A 15,526-nucleotide genomic window follows, 5' to 3' on the forward strand; every position below is an offset into this window, starting at 1 on the left:
GCCCTCAAATTTTGAGGGCTTTTATACAATTAGGTGGTGTAACCTAAAATCTTTAAAACCTGTTTACTGTTCTGCTCTTCGCCAAACACTTCAAAATTGAAGGTTTCATCGCGGTTGCGGCGTATGAGTACATGTTTAGGGGAAGGCAGCAGGCAGTGGTGTATACCGCCGTAGCCGCTCAATACCTCCTGGTAAGCACCGGTATTAAAAAAGCCCAGATACTGCACCTTACGCGTTTTTGGCATAAATACACTGTTCATGTGAGCTTCCTGGTTGTAATAGTCTTGTCCGTCGCAGGTAATACCGCCAAGGTTTACACGCTCGTACTCGGCATCCCAATTGTTAATGGGCAGTAATATATATTTTTGGTTAAGCGCCCAAACGTCGGGTAAGTTGGTGATGAATGATCCATCCAGCATTAGCCACTTTTCGCGGTCGTTTTGCTGTTTACGGCCCAATACTTTATAAAGTATGCCCGATGCTTCGGCACAGGTATATTTACCAAACTCTGTAATAATATCCGGTTCCTCTACATCGTGCTCACCGCAAATTTCTTTAATACGTTTCACAATCTCGTTGATCATGTATTCGTAATCAAAATCAAATACCAGCGAGTCTTTAAAAGGCATACCACCGCCAATGTCGAGTGTATCCAGCTCAGGGTTTATCTTCTTGAACTTACAGTAAAGGGTAACATATTTCTCTAACTCATTCCAGTAATAAGGCGTATCTGATATGCCGGAGTTAATGAAAAAGTGCAGTAACTTCACCCGGAAATTTGGGTTCTTTTCTACCTTATTGTAATAAAAATCAATCACATCCTCCATGCGTATGCCCAGGCGCGATGTGTAAAACTGCGAATCGGGCTGCTCTTCGGACGCGATACGGATACCCAGGTTACAAGGTGTATCCATCTCAATCTCATCATCATAGATGTTAAACTCCTCTTTGTTGTCTAACACCGGAATGATGTTCTTAAAACCATCATGCAGCATGTCTACAATGTACTGCTTGTACTGGTACGTTTTAAAGCCGTTACAAATTACTGTAATATCCTTACTCACCACACCCTTCTTTTCCAGGGCATCAATCATGGGCATATCAAAAGCCGATGACGTTTCAAGGTGAATATCGTTTTTTAAAGCCTCTTCAACAACGTGTTTAAAGTGTGAGCTTTTGGTGCAATAACAATATTTATAACTGCCACGGTAATTATTGTTAACAATAGCCTGCTGAAATAGCAGTTTAGCTTGCTGTATTTTTTTAGAAATGATAGGCACATAGGTAAACCTCAGCGGAGTACCATACGTTTCAATCATCTCCATCAGGTTCAGGTCGTGAAAGTATAATTCGTCATCTATGATCTCGAAACCATCCTGCGGAAAACCCACACTCAGGTCCAGAAATTCCTGGTAGCTTTGCATTCTTTATGTTCTCTAAAATTTTGGCAAAAATGTAACTTTTTTCAATAAAAAATGGGCAAAGTTACCCACATATTTATCGCTGCAATGTAATTTGTTTTCAGGGTTTTAGTTGGAGGTTAAATAGTGACCAGTTATGTAATTAATGATTGAGTAATTAAGCAATAAAAGCCCTAAAAGTTTGCGTTCACAAAATAACCCGGCTTAGCGTCAAATTCTTACAACTACATTGCTTTACGCATCTTACTGAAAAACTCAGGTGTAACACCAATGTACGATGCTATTTGTTTTTGGGGCAAGTGATAGATTAGAGTAGGGTACCGGCGACAAAAGCGGTCATAACGCTCGGCAGCAGGCAGGCTGAGGTTATCAATAAGGCGTTGCTGATAGGCTACTAATGATTTTTCGGCCAGTATACGAAACACTCGCTCAAATTTAGGTACTAATTTATACAGCTCTTCCTGGCTGCTTTTGGGCAGTAGCAACATTTCCGTATCTTCCAGCGCTTCAATGTTTAAATGTCCGGGTTGGTTAGTAAGCAAACTGTACATGTCTGCCATCCACCAGTCGGGCGGGGCAAAGCTCAATACATGCTCATAACCGTTACTATCAACGGTATAGCCGCGCAGGCAACCAGCGGTTACGTATGCCGAATGACGACAAATATCACCGGTGGCCAGCCAATGCTGCTTACGTTTAAGGTGTTTGGTTTGCAGCATACTTGTGAATATGTCTTTTTCGGCCTGGGTTAAGGCTATGTGTTTGCTTACATTATTAAGTATAGCATTGAGCTGATCATCCATTGGCCTAAAATATAAAATGCATTTGAGTTACCATATGAATAGAGCCGATAGCCTCTTTATGTGGAAAAGTTATATAGTAAGTTAATTTATTAATTAACCATTGGTTTAAATATGGCATGTTATTTGAATTATAACATATATAACTAATAATATTATGGAAAACAGGGTTTTAGTTGTTGACGATAACGAGTTTATGTTGAGCCTGATTTGCCAAATATTAGACGATCAGGGTTATGAAGTAAAAACGCTTACGCGTGCTAAGGGATTAATTGAACATATACAAAAGTATCATCCTAACCTGATTATTCTTGATGTGGAGTTACCTGATGGTGATGGACGCGAATTATGTAATCAGATAAAACTTTCAGACGAAACGCATGCTATTCCAGTTGTAATGTGCAGTGGTATGGATGATCTGGGTGATTACTTTAAACAAATAAAACCTGACGGTATTTTACCAAAGCCGTTTGACATGAGCCGACTTATTGAACTGGTTGAAGAAAAGCTACCATTAGCCGCTTAAGTGTCGTCGCTAAGTAATTATACTAACCATATTCTGATGATGGAGGCCGGTATATGTAGAGTTTACGCCTAAGCTATATCTTTGCAGCTTTTGTTACACCCTATGAAATACCTTGTCTATATTAGTTCGGCTACTAAAATGCTGAATCAGGATGAATTACTCGACATCCTTACGGTAAGCCGTCAAAATAACGAACGCCGTAAACTTACAGGACTGCTGCTTTATGGAGGAGGTACTTTTATACAAGTGCTCGAAGGAGAGGAGCTGGCCTTACAGGAAGCCTATAACATCATAGCTGCAGACGACCGTCATACCAACATTTTGAAAATGACGGAAGGCGAAATAGCCGAACGTCTTTTTCCGGAATGGAATATGGCTTTTAAAGCGCCTAATGCAGAGGAAATGGCCGAGCTTGGTACTTATGTAAATCCTGGAGATAAAGGCTTTTTAGAAAATCCGGCTGGCAACAGCATTTTAAAGCTGTTAAGCAATTTCGCTAATACCAACCGGATGGTTGAAATATATTAAGCCTTCTGCAATAAATCCTTTGTCTCGTTAAATACCAGGTCAAAGTCGGGGTGCTCAATCCAATTTAATGTACGGTGTACTTGTTTGTTGATGGGACCCCAGCGGTCGGGCTCACCATCCATGCTAATTACAATGCTTGGTGTTTGGAAAGCCGAAGCCATGTGCGACACACCGGTGCAATTAGACACCAACAGGCGTGCATTTTTAATAAGTACACCCATAGCGCCCAGGGCTGTAGTTCCAGCCGTGTTTAGCGCTGGGTGCTTCATGTGTCCAATTACACTCTCTACTATAGGCATTTCACCCGCAGTACCGGTTAGTACAGCGGTATAACCCTGCTCAACACAGTAATCGGCTAAAGTAGCAAAGTGCTCGGTTGGCCACTGGCGCCAAGCTCCGCGCGAGCCGGGGTGTATGCAAACATAATTGCCTGGTTCAAGCGGTAGTTGCAGGGCATCAAAGTCTGCTTGGTCTTGTTCAGTTAGCGGAAATTCCAGTTCGTTGCCCTTGGCTGGTATGCCTAAATGCTCCATCAATAACACATGGCGCTCGGGTTCGGGGCCATAATTAGGATAGGGCATATAGTAATCGGTATTAGCAGCGAAATCACCATGCGTATAAAAACCGCCTGTAAATCTCGCACCAAATAACTCCATCATCGGGTTTATAACCGTCCCATTGCCTTGCATTTGCAGCAGCAAATCAAACTGCCCTTGCATACTTGTTAAAAAAGCTACAGTTTCTTTAGCATCAAAAGGTTGTTCAGGCAAGCCCGGGAAGCCTGGGAAGTGAATAAAGTCATCAAAGTAGCTGCTGAAGCGTTCGGTGAAAGTTTTGGCCCAGGGCAAACCCAGCAATGTAATATGTGCAGTAGGGTAGGCGTAGCGTAATGCTCGCATGGCTGGAATAATGCAAAGCATATCGCCCAATTGCAACGCGCGAAAAACGGCTATCTTCTTAATCTCGGTAGCAGGTAGTTTCATTAATAGTTCGGATGCTTGGCTTAGCTTAGTCCTCGGCCGGTTTTATGTTGCAGTTCATCTATGCGTTTAGAGGCTTCTGCTTTAGTTAAGTTCTCATCAAACTCTTCATTAGCTTCGTCTGATAGTGTTTTAAGATACGATTTCTGCGCGCCGGTCATTGGTTCATCACCGGTAGTCCAGTCATCAGGGTCTTTCTCTGTATTGGATCCTTTTAGGTTATCGTTGCCGTTTTCGGTGTTGCCGGTGTTATTGTCTTCGAATAAATCGCCGGTAGTATCTTCGTTTATCATCATCTGTGTTTTATTGTTGGGTAAACTGGCAAGCGGTTTAATTTGTTTCAGGTTGTTAGTAAATCCCAACTTATGGCAGCCAACTTAAAACAGCAAACTACAAAATCACTATCTTTACAGCGTAATGAATAAAACTGTAACGCCCTACCAAAACCAGCAGGCAACCAAAAAGGAGCAAGTGGCCGATATGTTTAATAACATATCTAAAACCTACGATTTTTTGAATCATTTTATGTCGCTGGGGATCGATATCATTTGGCGTAAAATTGCTATAAACGAATTAAAGGAACTTAAGCCCAAGCGCATATTGGATGTAGCCACCGGAACCGGTGATTTTGCGTTTGAGGCTTTAACCATCCTAAAGCCAGAAAAGATTATTGGTGTGGACATCTCTGCCGGTATGCTGGAGGTAGCTAAACAAAAAATAGCGAAACGTAATTTAAGTGACCGCTTTGAAGTGCGTTTAGGCGATTCGGAAAAGCTGCCATTTGACGACAATGAATTTGAAGCCATTACGGTAGCTTACGGTGTGCGCAACTTTGAGAACCTGGAAACAGGTTTGGCAGATATGCTGCGGGTGCTTAAACCGGGCGGAAAAGTGGTGGTGCTTGAGTTTTCGAAACCACGGGTGTTTCCGGTTAAACAGCTTTATAATTTTTATTTTAATTATATCACGCCGGGCATTGGAAAAATTTTTTCTAAAGATGCCCGTGCTTACTCTTACCTCCCCGAGTCGGTAGCCGCTTTTCCGGATGGGAAAGACTTTGTAGCAATGATGAATAAGGTAGGTTATAAACAAACTAAAAACCGTCCGCTGGCTTTTGGTATTTGTTCTATATATACAGGTGTAAAGTGATGATGGGTGTTAAGAAAGCAATAGTATTTGTTGCAGCTATGCTGCTATGTCATTTTGGTAAGGCGCAGTCTTGGGGTGGGGGTGCCGATCAAAATGATCTGAGCTTTGGTTTTAGCTTTCAATACATAAGGCAGGATTACAAGATTATTAAACAGCCCGACTGGCGCACACCCATACGCGACCCTGAAACGGGTAATAATTTAACCAGCCCGCTTACCAGTATCAGTTCACGCAGTACACCCGGCTTTTCGGTTGGATTTATTACCCGCTACCGTCTTTCGGAAAATTTAGAAGCCCGTACCACACCGGCACTGGTATTTGCCGACAGAGAACTGAATTATACCTTCGAAAACGGCAATGATAACCTGACCAGGCAGGTGCAAACCACATCGGTTGATGTACCGCTGCTGTTAAAGTTACGGTCTGACCGGATCGGGAACGTTCGGGCGTATATTTTAGGCGGCGTAAAATACTCTATGGCAGTAAGCAAAGGCAAGCCCGATGAGAACGAAGCGCCTTTACAGCAACGGTTAAGAAACACACGTGGCTTCGCTTCATATGAAGCCGGCTTTGGCTTCGATATTTATTTCGAATATTTCAAGATGTCACCTGAAATTAAGGTGGGCAATTCTTTTGGTAACGTGCTGGTGGGAGGCAATACACCGCTTGCGGCACCCATCAATAAGCTGTTTTTACATAGCTTAATGTTCAGCCTGCATTTCGAGTAGCAACCAATGTTACATGTCGTTTAAATGAGCCCGGAACCAAGCATGCCATATAAACGAGTGCGGGAAAATACGACTAAAGACACCGGATGCTTTTTGAGTAAATGGGTTAATGTGTTTATTATTGCTTTATGCTATCGTTGCTATGTATCACAGTTGAGGTAACCTACAAATTGGTATAACATCCAGAAGTAAGCCAGAGCTTAAACTTTATTCTAATTCTTCACTCTACTTTAAAAAACATAATTTCGCTGCCAGTAGTTAAGTATTCCTATGGCTAAAATTGCTTTAATAACAGGAGCCACCGCCGGAATAGGCGAGGCCTGTGCACACTTATTTGCCCGCGAAGGGTACGACTTGATACTGACAGGCCGCCGGCAAGACCGGCTCGATCAATTGGCCCAATATCTCAACACTACCTACAACGTGCGTATAGCTACCGCAGCTTTTGATATCCGTTCGCAGGAGCAGGTTCTCCATCATCTGGAAACTTTGCCGGCCGAACTAAAACGGGTGGATGTACTTATCAACAACGCCGGCCTAAGCCAGGGGCTGGATCCCATAAACAAAGGAACCTTTGCCGATTGGGATACCATGGTAGATACTAACATAAAAGGGTTATTGTACGTAAGTAAAACCGTGGCCAATTGGATGATTGATAACGGACGCGGCCATATTATTAACCTCGGCTCCATTGCGGGTAAAGATGTATACCCTAATGGTAACGTTTACTGTGCTACCAAGTCGGCGGTTGATGCTTTGACTAAGGGGATGCGTATGGATCTGTTGCAGTACGGTATTAAAGTAACAGCCATTCATCCGGGAGCGGTAGAAACCGAATTTTCGGAAGTTCGGTTTAAAGGTGATAAAGATAGAGCTAAAAAGGTTTATGAAGGCTTTACGCCACTAACTGCGCATGATGTAGCCGACACTATATGGTGGGTGGCCTCCAGGCCGGCACACGTTAATATCAACGACCTTGTGCTTATGCCAACGGCACAAGCCACCGGAACAATGATAAACCGAAAGTGAGTTAATAATAGTGTTTGACGGATGATTAGTCAAAGCGTATGAAAAGCCGGCATTGTTCTACTCATTCCATATACATCTTCGCCAATTAACTATCAACATAATTAACCAATAATTTAATCACAAAATGTCGCTAACTACAAAAATAGATCAGGATATTAAGCAGGCCATGCTGGCTAAGCAGGAAGCCAGGCTTCGCGGCCTGCGCGCCATAAAATCGGCTTTGCTGCTGGCTAAAACCGAAAAAGGCGTTGCGGAGGAAGTAACGGAAGAAACCGAAATTAAAGTACTGCAAAAACTGGTTAAACAGCGCAAAGAATCGGCTGAGATATACCAGGCCCAAAACCGACCGGATTTATACCAGATAGAGAAGGAGGAAATGGAGGTAATAGAGGCCTATCTACCGCAACAGATGAGTCGCGAAGAAATAGAAACTTATCTTAAGGATTTAATAAGCAGGGTAGGTGCTACTTCGGTAAAAGATATGGGTAAGGTAATGGGCGCAGCCAACAAAGAACTGGCCGGTAAAGCCGACGGTAAAACTATATCTGAAGTGGTAAAACAATTGCTGGCATAATTAATTTGTTTAAGTATTGAAACTCTGTTTCAAAAAACTACTTTTATAGCCAGCGATTAACTGTTTTATACCGATTATAAAAGTAGTATAATAAGCTGATACCAAAATTGATAGATATTCACACCCCCGATATGAAATTTGTGCTTAAAGAAGAAAAAGGATTTATATACATCGATGAAGGCCAGGGCGAGGTATTATTGCTGCTGCACGGCCTTATGGGTGCCTTAAGCAACTGGGAGGAAGTGATTGAAGAGTTTAAGAATGAGTACAGGGTAATTATCCCTATACTGCCTATATACGATTTGCCGTTATTAACTACAGGTGTTAAAACGCTGAGCAAGTATGTGCACCGTTTTATAAAGCAAATGGAGCTCGACAACATTACCCTTATAGGTAACTCTCTTGGTGGCCATGTGGGTCTGATCTACACTCTTGCTCATCCCGAAAGGCTCAAGACACTTGTATTAACAGGAAGCTCGGGCTTATATGAAAATGCCTTTGGGGGCACGTTTCCACGCCGCGAGAACTATGAATTTGTAAAAGAAAAAGTTGCCTATACTTTTTATGATTCGGCTGTAGCAACCAAAGATCTGGTTGATGAGGTTTTTATCACCATTAACGATAGATCGAAGGTTGTGCGTATATTGGCTATGGCAAAATCAGCCATCAGGCACAATATGGCGAAGGATTTGGCTAAAATAAAGTTGCCGGTTGGGCTAATTTGGGGTAAAAATGACAAAATTACACCACCCGAGGTAGCCGTAGAGTTCAACCAGTTGCTGCCCGATTCGGAACTTTACTGGATTGACCAATGTGGCCATGCACCTATGATGGAACGACCGCAGGAGTTTAACAAAGCACTGCGTGAGTATTTAGAACATGTAAAACAAAAAGTTTAACTTATGCTTGCAATCGAGTTAGCTGCCAACACTATACCACCGGTTACTACTACTGATCCCATACAACGGGCTATTGACCGTATGGTAGAATTTCGTGTAAGGCACCTGCCGGTTGTAAATGAGCAAACGTTTATCGGCCTGCTGGCCGAAAGCGATATTACCGACCCAGACCATACGCTGCCGGTAAGTTCCATACCGCATTTGCACGTTAATAATTTTGTGTTCGAAGATCAGCATGTTTACGACGTAATCAGGCTGTTTTACGAGCATCATTTAACCATGGTGCCGGTGCTGGGGCCAACCAAAAGTTACTCAGGCGTTATTGACCTTAACGTAATGAATAGCTACTTTGCCGAAATAACAGCCGCAGTACAGCCAGGCGGCATCATTGTGCTTGAGATAAGCAATAAAAACAATTCCATGTCGCAAATGGCCCAAATCGTCGAATCAGACAATGCCCAGATTCTGAGTTCGTACGTGCGCACTTTTCCGGAATCCACTAAACTTGAAATAACGCTTAAATTGAATAAACTGGATATTTCTTCTATCAACGCCGCCTTTTTACGTTACGGCTATGATGTAAAAGCAACCTTTAATCATAACGATGACGATGATGATTCTTTGAACAGGTACGAATCTTTTATGAACTACCTGAACATGTAATTTTATGAGGATAGCAGTTTACGGCAGGCAGTTTAACGATACGGTGCTTCCGTTTATTCAGCAAGTATTCGATGTACTCGCTCAACACAAGGTAGAAGTATACCTGTACCAACAGCTCCATGCAGCTCTACAGGGCAAAATCAACAACCTTACATGTGTAATATTAGAGAGCGAGCAGCCACTGAACGGGGTTGTTGATGTGGTTATTACTTTGGGCGGCGATGGTACCCTGCTTGATATGGTGACGCAGATACGTGATAGCGGTATTCCGGTTATTGGTATAAATTTTGGCAGGCTGGGCTTTTTAGCCAGTGTAAACAAAAATGATATTGCTGCTGCTATATATGCAGTGGTAAACCGCGAGTTTACGCTCGATTCACGTGAGTTGATCTGCTTATGCTCAGATGCAGAGATTTTTGGCAAGCATAATTTTGCGCTGAATGATATTACTATCCATAAGCGCGATGACTCGGCCATGATTACCATGCACGCTTACCTGGACGGTGAGTTTTTAAACACCTACTGGGGCGATGGCATTATAATATCAACAGCAACCGGTTCCACGGCATACTCACTGAGCTGCGGCGGACCGATCATCTACCCCCAATCAGATACCATTGTAGTAACGCCGGTATCGCCACATAATTTAAATGTTAGACCTATAGTACTGCCCGATACCTGCTCGCTTACATTTGAGGTAGAAACCCGGAGCGCTAATTACCTTATATCTTGCGATTCGCGAACGGCTGTGATTGATAGTAGTATGAAATTTGATATCCGTAAAGCCGGTTTTAGTGTAAACCTCATCAGGCTCAATAACGAGAGTTACCTGGCCACGCTAAGAAATAAATTATTGTGGGGATTAGATGCCCGCAATTATTAAATTTGTAAAATGCGGGGCTTGCTTACTTTGGTGGTTTTGATGATGTTGGGTGTTTGTGCAAAGGCCCAAAAGTGGGAAATTGGTGTACAGGCTGGTGCTGCTGGTTACCAGGGCGATCTTAATCAGCGCAATCCCTTACAGGTAAGTGGTTTGGCTGCCGGTATACTAATGCGTTACAATGTTAACGGCTATATATCTATAAAAGCCAGCTTTACCAAAGCACAAATTGAGGGCGCCGACAGCACATCCAAGTACCAGCAACAGCGCGATCGCAACCTGAGCTTTTTTACACCAATGAGCGAACTGGCTGTAACCGGCGAGTTTAATTTTTTGAAGTATTTGCCTGGCGATGGTTATAACAGTTTCACGCCTTTTATTTACGCTGGCATAGCTTCTACGCGTTACAATCCGCAGGCTACTTATCAAAACGAAACATATGAACTGCGGCCGCTGCGTACCGAAGGGCAGCGGGCACCCTATAAAAACAGCACGTTTGCTATTCCTTTTGGCGGAGGAATAAAATATAATATTTCGGGCAAATTGAGTTTGGTAGCTGATATAGGGTATCGTACTGCATATACCGACCGGCTGGACGATGTAGCCAATCTGTATACCAGCCCCAACGCTTTTCGCGACCCGATTGCTCTGGCCCTTTCCGATCGCAGCGGCGAACGCAATGGTGGCTTTAACATAGGTGCCCCAGGCACTCAACGCGGCGACCTCCGTAAGCATGATACTTACATGCTATACACTATCGGCATCTCTTACATTTTTTTGAGCCAGAAGTGTTATTACAGGTAGAAAAGGAAGGAGAGCGTTATTTCAGTCCAGTAATGCAAGCGTGCAACTTCACTTGTTTAAAGTACTGATGAGTCATTAAGCCCTGATAGGCAATGTGATCTGTTTCGTGTTCATATAAAGTATTGATTAGTAAGTGATTATATCTACTGATCTTAATAATAATATTTGATAGGCCTTTGTTTTGGTGATAGCGAAGTGTTTCAAGAGTCAGACGCCACATAGAACAGCTTAATTGCGTAAAAAAGCATTTTTTCATAAAAACATCGTAGGCAAACAAGCGGAAATCTAACGCTTGCAAAAGAGAACAATTAAATAGTTATATTCGTTTAACTACTAACAACCAATTGTTTAACCTTTAAAACTTACCCATTATGGCCGAGCTAAATGCATCACCCGAAAAAAATGGTGACAAAAAAGTGCGCAAAACCAACAATCTGCGTGTAGACCTCACTGCTATGGTTGATCTGGCTTTTCTGCTGGTTACCTTCTTTATGCTCACCACTACTTTAACCAAGCCCAGGGCCATGGATTTAGCCATGCCGGTTGACGGGCCAAGTGACCCTGTACCACAGAGCCGTACAGTTACCCTGTGTTTAGGCAAGGATAATAAAGTGCTACTGTACCAGGGTATGCCCGAAAAAGCAACGCCATCTGTTTTAGATTTTAGCAAAAACGGCTTGCGTAAGGCATTGCTTGACGTCAAAGAACGTATTTATGCTGCAACAGGCAAAGATGTGGTAGTGTTGGTTAAGCCCAGTAATCATTCTGTTTATGGCAATCTCGTAAATACGCTCGACGAACTGAACATTAGCCAAAACTCCAGATATGCTATTGTTGATATATCGGCACAAGATATCGATATGCTTAAAAAGCAATCTATTTATTAAATCAGCAATCTTTATTAGTTTGCAGCCTGACTATTAAGCCAGGCTTTTTTGTTGCTCATTTTTATAAAGCCTTATGCGGCTTACAAATACATTTTCTTTTTGTTTTCTGTATAATAAAAAAACCAAAGTATAGTTTTACCTTTGTTCCCTGAAAAAAATGGGATTTGATAAGGCTTATCTGGCTCGAACCCGGTTATTTCAACAAAGTGTATAACTCAAAACAAATAATAGTAGCTACAGAACCAGCCTTAACGGCTTCTTGCAACGGGGCCTTGCGTGCCGTACTGCAAGGCTTTAAGCATTAGTATTATGGGGTATAAAGAACAGATCGACTTATCACGGCTCCCTGAGCATGTAGCTATCATTATGGATGGTAACGGCCGTTGGGCTAAGGGCAAAGGCAAATTGCGCGTGTTTGGTCATCATAATGGCGTAGTGTCTGTACGTGATGTAGTAGAAGGCGCCGGCGAGCTGGGGGTTAAATACCTTACATTATACACCTTCTCGGCCGAAAACTGGAACCGTCCAAGCTTTGAGGTAACTGCCATCATGGAGCTGTTGATAGCAACCATTAATAAAGAGATTAAAAAGCTAATGAGCAATAACGTAAAGTTAAACGCCATTGGTGATTTGGAAATGCTGCCAGGCAAATGCCACCGCGAGTTGAAAAGTGCTATCGAGAAAACATCGGGCAATACAGGCTTGGTACTTACCCTGGCTTTAAGCTATAGCTCACGCAGGGAACTTACACAAGCTGCTCAGAACATAGCACAGCAAGTGCAAGCGGGTACATTAAAGCCAGAAGATGTTACCGAAGAAGTATTTGCAAAAAATTTGTATACCCACAACTTGCCCGATCCTGAACTGCTGATTAGAACAAGCGGCGAATACCGTATTAGTAATTACCTGCTATGGCAAATAGCCTATGCCGAGTTGTATTTTACCGATAAACTATGGCCCGACTTCAGGCGCGAAGACCTTTATGAGGCCATTTTGGATTATCAGAAACGCGAACGCCGCTTTGGAAAGACCAGTGAGCAGGTGAACTAATTTTTCTTTTAACAAAATTTAACAAACGTTTAAATTACTTTAGCGACCACAAAATATTCGGATGAATAAAATTTTCTTTGCTATTCTTTTTTCATTGATGAGCGCTGCTGCTTTTGCCCAAATAGGGGGAAGCCGATTGAGCAAATCTTCTATTCCTGCCGATAGCTTAAGTTATCTGAACCCTAAGGATTATATAATAGGTAAAATAACCGTTGCCGGTACCAAATACCTCGACAAGGATGTATTGATACAAATTGCCAAAATTAATAAAGGCGACCGTATCAATTTGCCTGGCGAGGCTTCGGCCAATGTTTTAAAAAACATGTGGTCGCAGGGGTTATTTGATGATGTGCAGTTAAACATCACACGTATCAACCTGGACACCGTTGATCTTGAATTATTTGTTACTGAACGCCCGCGTTTATCACGGTTGCGCTTAAACGGTATTCGTAAGGGTGAAATTGAAGACGTTCAAAAAAAGTTGAATGACAAAACCGGAAAAATAGTAAATGAAAACTTGTTGAGCACTACAACAGCCATCATTAAAAAACACTTCAACGAGAAAGGATACTTAAACACAACCGTTGACATAAAGCAGCTGCGCGATCCGGCCGACTCTAATAGCGTTATCCTGAATGTAGCTATCGATAAGAAACAGAAGGTTAAAATTAACGATGTAATATTTGAGGGTAATAAAGAGTTTAGCACGGCCAAGCTGCGCAAATATTTACCAAAGACACGTAAGCGCAGGTTTTACAACCTGTTTGGTTCCAAGAAATTTAAGCAAGATCAGTACGAAGAGGATAAGCAGGCGTTAATTGCGAAAATGCAGGCCAAAGGTTTCCGCGATGCCGAAATCGTTAGCGATTCTGTTTGGAAACATAATGAGAGTACAGTGAATGTAAAGCTTAAAGTGTATGAGGGACGCAAGTATTACTTTGGCAATATCACCTTTAACGGTAATGCACGTTATTCATCAACTGTGCTTAATAAGATACTGCGCATTGGAAAAGGAGATGTATTTAGCGAAGAAGAGTTGGGCAAACGCTTAAATGGCGGTGGTCCTGATGGGCAGGATATCAATTCCCTTTATCTTGATGATGGATACCTGACCTTTAATTCAGAAGCTGTACAAACACGTATTTATAACGATACGATTGATTTGAATATCCGTATTTACGAAGGTGCACAGTACACTATCAACCGGGTAATTATTAAAGGTAACGATGTAACCAACGACAAGGTAGTGCGCCGGGAATTAGCAACCAAGCCAGGCCAAAAGTTCTCAAAATCACTTATTGTACGCAGTACCCGTCAAATTACTCAATTAGGTAATTTTGATGAGCAGAAGATAGAGCCTAAGCCTACTAACATTAACCCACAGGATGGCACGGTTGATATTATCTACAACGTGGTCGAAAAGCCGTCAGATCAAATCGAGCTTTCGGGCGGTTTTGGTGGCGGGCAACTGGTGGGTACACTGGGCTTAACGTTCAATAACTTCTCGGTTAGAAACCTCTTCAACGGTAAAGCTTATAAACCACTGCCTAAAGGTGATGGTCAGAAATTAAGTTTACGTGGTCAGGCTAATGGTAAAAACTACCAGAACTTTTCGTTTACGTTCTCTGAGCCATGGTTAGGTGGTAAAAAGCCAATTTACTTCAGCTTATCGGCCTACACGCAGTTAAGCTCTACTGGTCAGTTCTATGCAAAAGACAACCCGCTTTACAATTACCTGCGTATAAACGGTATTGGTGTAACATTGGGTAAACGTTTAAACTGGCCGGATAACTATTTCCAGTTAAATTACTCGCTTAACTTTGACCATTATAAACTGGATAACTTTACCGGTTACCTGTTCTCTAACGGTACTTCGTTCAACATTAAGTTAACGCAGGAGTTTAGCCGTAACTCAGTTGATGCGCCTATTTATCCAACCAGTGGTTCAAACATACGCTTCACACTACAGGTAACGCCGCCATACTCACTATTCAACAATACAAACTATCGTATTGCTACTCCTGAAGAACGTTACAAGTTTGTGGAGTACCATAAGTGGAAATTTGACGCGCAGTGGTTTACCCGCATTAGTGGCAAGTTGGTTTTGATGTCGCAAACCCGTTTCGGTTTCCTGGGCAGCTACAACAAACAGGTTGGCCAGTCGCCGTTTGAGCGGTTTAAATTAGGTGGTGATGGTATGGCTACTTACCAGTTCCTGCAGGGTAGTGAGATCATAGGCTTACGTGGTTATCAGAACTTCTCGCTGGTACCTGTGGGTAGTAAGTATACTGCCGATAATAACCCGGGTAGCCCTATTTATAACAAATTTACCATGGAGCTACGTTACCCTGTTATTGCAAGTCAGTCGGCAACAATTTTCTTGCTTACATTTGCTGAGGGTGGTAATACCTGGAACAATTTTAGAGATTACAATCCGTTTAATATCCGACGTTCAGTAGGAGTGGGCGCTCGTATATTCTTGCCAATATTTGGTTTACTCGGCTTGGATTACGGTTACGGTTTCGACAAGATTCCAGGAATACGCGATGCTAATAAAGGGCAGTTCCACTTCTCTATCGCACAAAGCTTAAATGGTGGATTTAATTAA

17 protein-coding genes are annotated in these 15,526 nt (G+C 42.4%); 13 read left to right on the forward strand and 4 right to left on the reverse strand.

Going from position 1 to position 15,526, the window contains the following annotated elements; genetic code table 11:
- Nucleotides 1-29: 29 nt before the first annotated feature.
- Both ABDD94_RS09460 and ABDD94_RS09465 read right to left on the reverse strand, forming a co-directional pair.
- On the reverse strand, nt 30-1,424 hold the full coding sequence (locus tag ABDD94_RS09460; protein ID WP_345947867.1) for an arginine decarboxylase: 1,395 nt from the start codon (nt 1,422-1,424) through the stop codon (nt 30-32).
- A 221-nt stretch (nt 1,425-1,645) separates the two neighbouring features.
- A complete protein-coding gene (locus ABDD94_RS09465) occupies nt 1,646-2,224 on the reverse strand; it encodes a Crp/Fnr family transcriptional regulator (RefSeq protein WP_345955653.1) in 579 nt (192 codons plus the stop codon).
- Nucleotides 2,225-2,378: 154 nt separating this feature from the next.
- Between ABDD94_RS09465 and ABDD94_RS09470 the strand changes: the two genes are divergently transcribed.
- Complete coding sequence (locus tag ABDD94_RS09470; RefSeq protein ID WP_345955654.1) at nt 2,379-2,747, forward strand: response regulator; 369 nt, start codon at nt 2,379-2,381, stop codon at nt 2,745-2,747.
- A gap of 102 nt (nt 2,748-2,849) precedes the next feature.
- Nucleotides 2,850-3,275 (forward strand): BLUF domain-containing protein, encoded by a 426-nt coding sequence (locus ABDD94_RS09475; RefSeq protein WP_345955655.1) that lies wholly within the window; start codon nt 2,850-2,852, stop codon nt 3,273-3,275.
- On the opposite strand, the gene ABDD94_RS09480 is transcribed toward ABDD94_RS09475, so the two are convergent.
- Complete coding sequence (locus tag ABDD94_RS09480; protein ID WP_345955656.1) at nt 3,272-4,258, reverse strand: glycosyltransferase family 9 protein; 987 nt, start codon at nt 4,256-4,258, stop codon at nt 3,272-3,274. The genes ABDD94_RS09475 and ABDD94_RS09480 overlap by 4 nt on opposite strands.
- Nucleotides 4,259-4,278: 20 nt before the next feature.
- On the reverse strand, nt 4,279-4,551 hold the full coding sequence (locus ABDD94_RS09485) for a DUF3072 domain-containing protein (protein ID WP_345947862.1): 273 nt from the start codon (nt 4,549-4,551) through the stop codon (nt 4,279-4,281).
- A gap of 121 nt (nt 4,552-4,672) precedes the next feature.
- Here ABDD94_RS09485 and ubiE point away from each other — a divergent pair, with 121 nt between their 5' ends.
- The 11 genes from ubiE (at nt 4,673) to bamA (ending at nt 15,526) form a co-directional block, all read left to right on the forward strand.
- Nucleotides 4,673-5,404 carry a bifunctional demethylmenaquinone methyltransferase/2-methoxy-6-polyprenyl-1,4-benzoquinol methylase UbiE gene (gene ubiE, locus ABDD94_RS09490; RefSeq protein ID WP_345947861.1) on the forward strand — a complete coding sequence of 244 codons (732 nt, stop codon included), beginning with the start codon at nt 4,673-4,675 and terminating at the stop codon, nt 5,402-5,404.
- Nucleotides 5,404-6,132: an outer membrane beta-barrel protein gene (locus tag ABDD94_RS09495; protein WP_345955657.1), complete on the forward strand. Its 729-nt coding sequence runs from the start codon at nt 5,404-5,406 to the stop codon at nt 6,130-6,132. The genes ubiE and ABDD94_RS09495 overlap by 1 nt, the downstream gene beginning before the upstream one ends.
- 270 nt (nt 6,133-6,402) lie before the next feature.
- Complete coding sequence (locus ABDD94_RS09500) at nt 6,403-7,161, forward strand: SDR family NAD(P)-dependent oxidoreductase (protein WP_345955658.1); 759 nt, start codon at nt 6,403-6,405, stop codon at nt 7,159-7,161.
- Between the two features lie 124 nt (nt 7,162-7,285).
- Nucleotides 7,286-7,735: a GatB/YqeY domain-containing protein gene (locus ABDD94_RS09505; RefSeq protein WP_345947858.1), complete on the forward strand. Its 450-nt coding sequence runs from the start codon at nt 7,286-7,288 to the stop codon at nt 7,733-7,735.
- A gap of 131 nt (nt 7,736-7,866) precedes the next feature.
- A complete protein-coding gene (locus ABDD94_RS09510) occupies nt 7,867-8,634 on the forward strand; it encodes an alpha/beta hydrolase (protein WP_345955659.1) in 768 nt (255 codons plus the stop codon).
- Between the two features lie 3 nt (nt 8,635-8,637).
- On the forward strand, nt 8,638-9,297 hold the full coding sequence (locus tag ABDD94_RS09515) for a CBS domain-containing protein (RefSeq protein WP_345947856.1): 660 nt from the start codon (nt 8,638-8,640) through the stop codon (nt 9,295-9,297).
- A 4-nt stretch (nt 9,298-9,301) separates the two neighbouring features.
- Nucleotides 9,302-10,180, forward strand: a complete 879-nt coding sequence (locus ABDD94_RS09520) for an NAD kinase (protein WP_345947855.1) — start codon at nt 9,302-9,304, stop codon at nt 10,178-10,180.
- 9 nt (nt 10,181-10,189) lie between these two features.
- The gene (locus tag ABDD94_RS09525; RefSeq protein WP_345955660.1) at nt 10,190-10,981 is read left to right on the forward strand and encodes a DUF6089 family protein; all 792 of its coding nucleotides are present in this window, start codon (nt 10,190-10,192) and stop codon (nt 10,979-10,981) included.
- A 371-nt stretch (nt 10,982-11,352) separates the two neighbouring features.
- On the forward strand, nt 11,353-11,868 hold the full coding sequence (locus tag ABDD94_RS09530; protein WP_345955661.1) for a biopolymer transporter ExbD: 516 nt from the start codon (nt 11,353-11,355) through the stop codon (nt 11,866-11,868).
- Nucleotides 11,869-12,177: 309 nt separating this feature from the next.
- Entirely contained in the window at nt 12,178-12,918 is a 741-nt protein-coding gene (locus ABDD94_RS09535) for an isoprenyl transferase (RefSeq protein ID WP_345947852.1), read from the forward strand.
- A 61-nt stretch (nt 12,919-12,979) separates the two neighbouring features.
- A complete protein-coding gene (gene bamA / locus ABDD94_RS09540) occupies nt 12,980-15,526 on the forward strand; it encodes an outer membrane protein assembly factor BamA (RefSeq protein ID WP_345955662.1) in 2,547 nt (848 codons plus the stop codon).

Origin of the sequence: Mucilaginibacter sp. PAMB04168 (assembly GCF_039634365.2) — a bacterium.
GTDB lineage: Bacteria > Bacteroidota > Bacteroidia > Sphingobacteriales > Sphingobacteriaceae > Mucilaginibacter.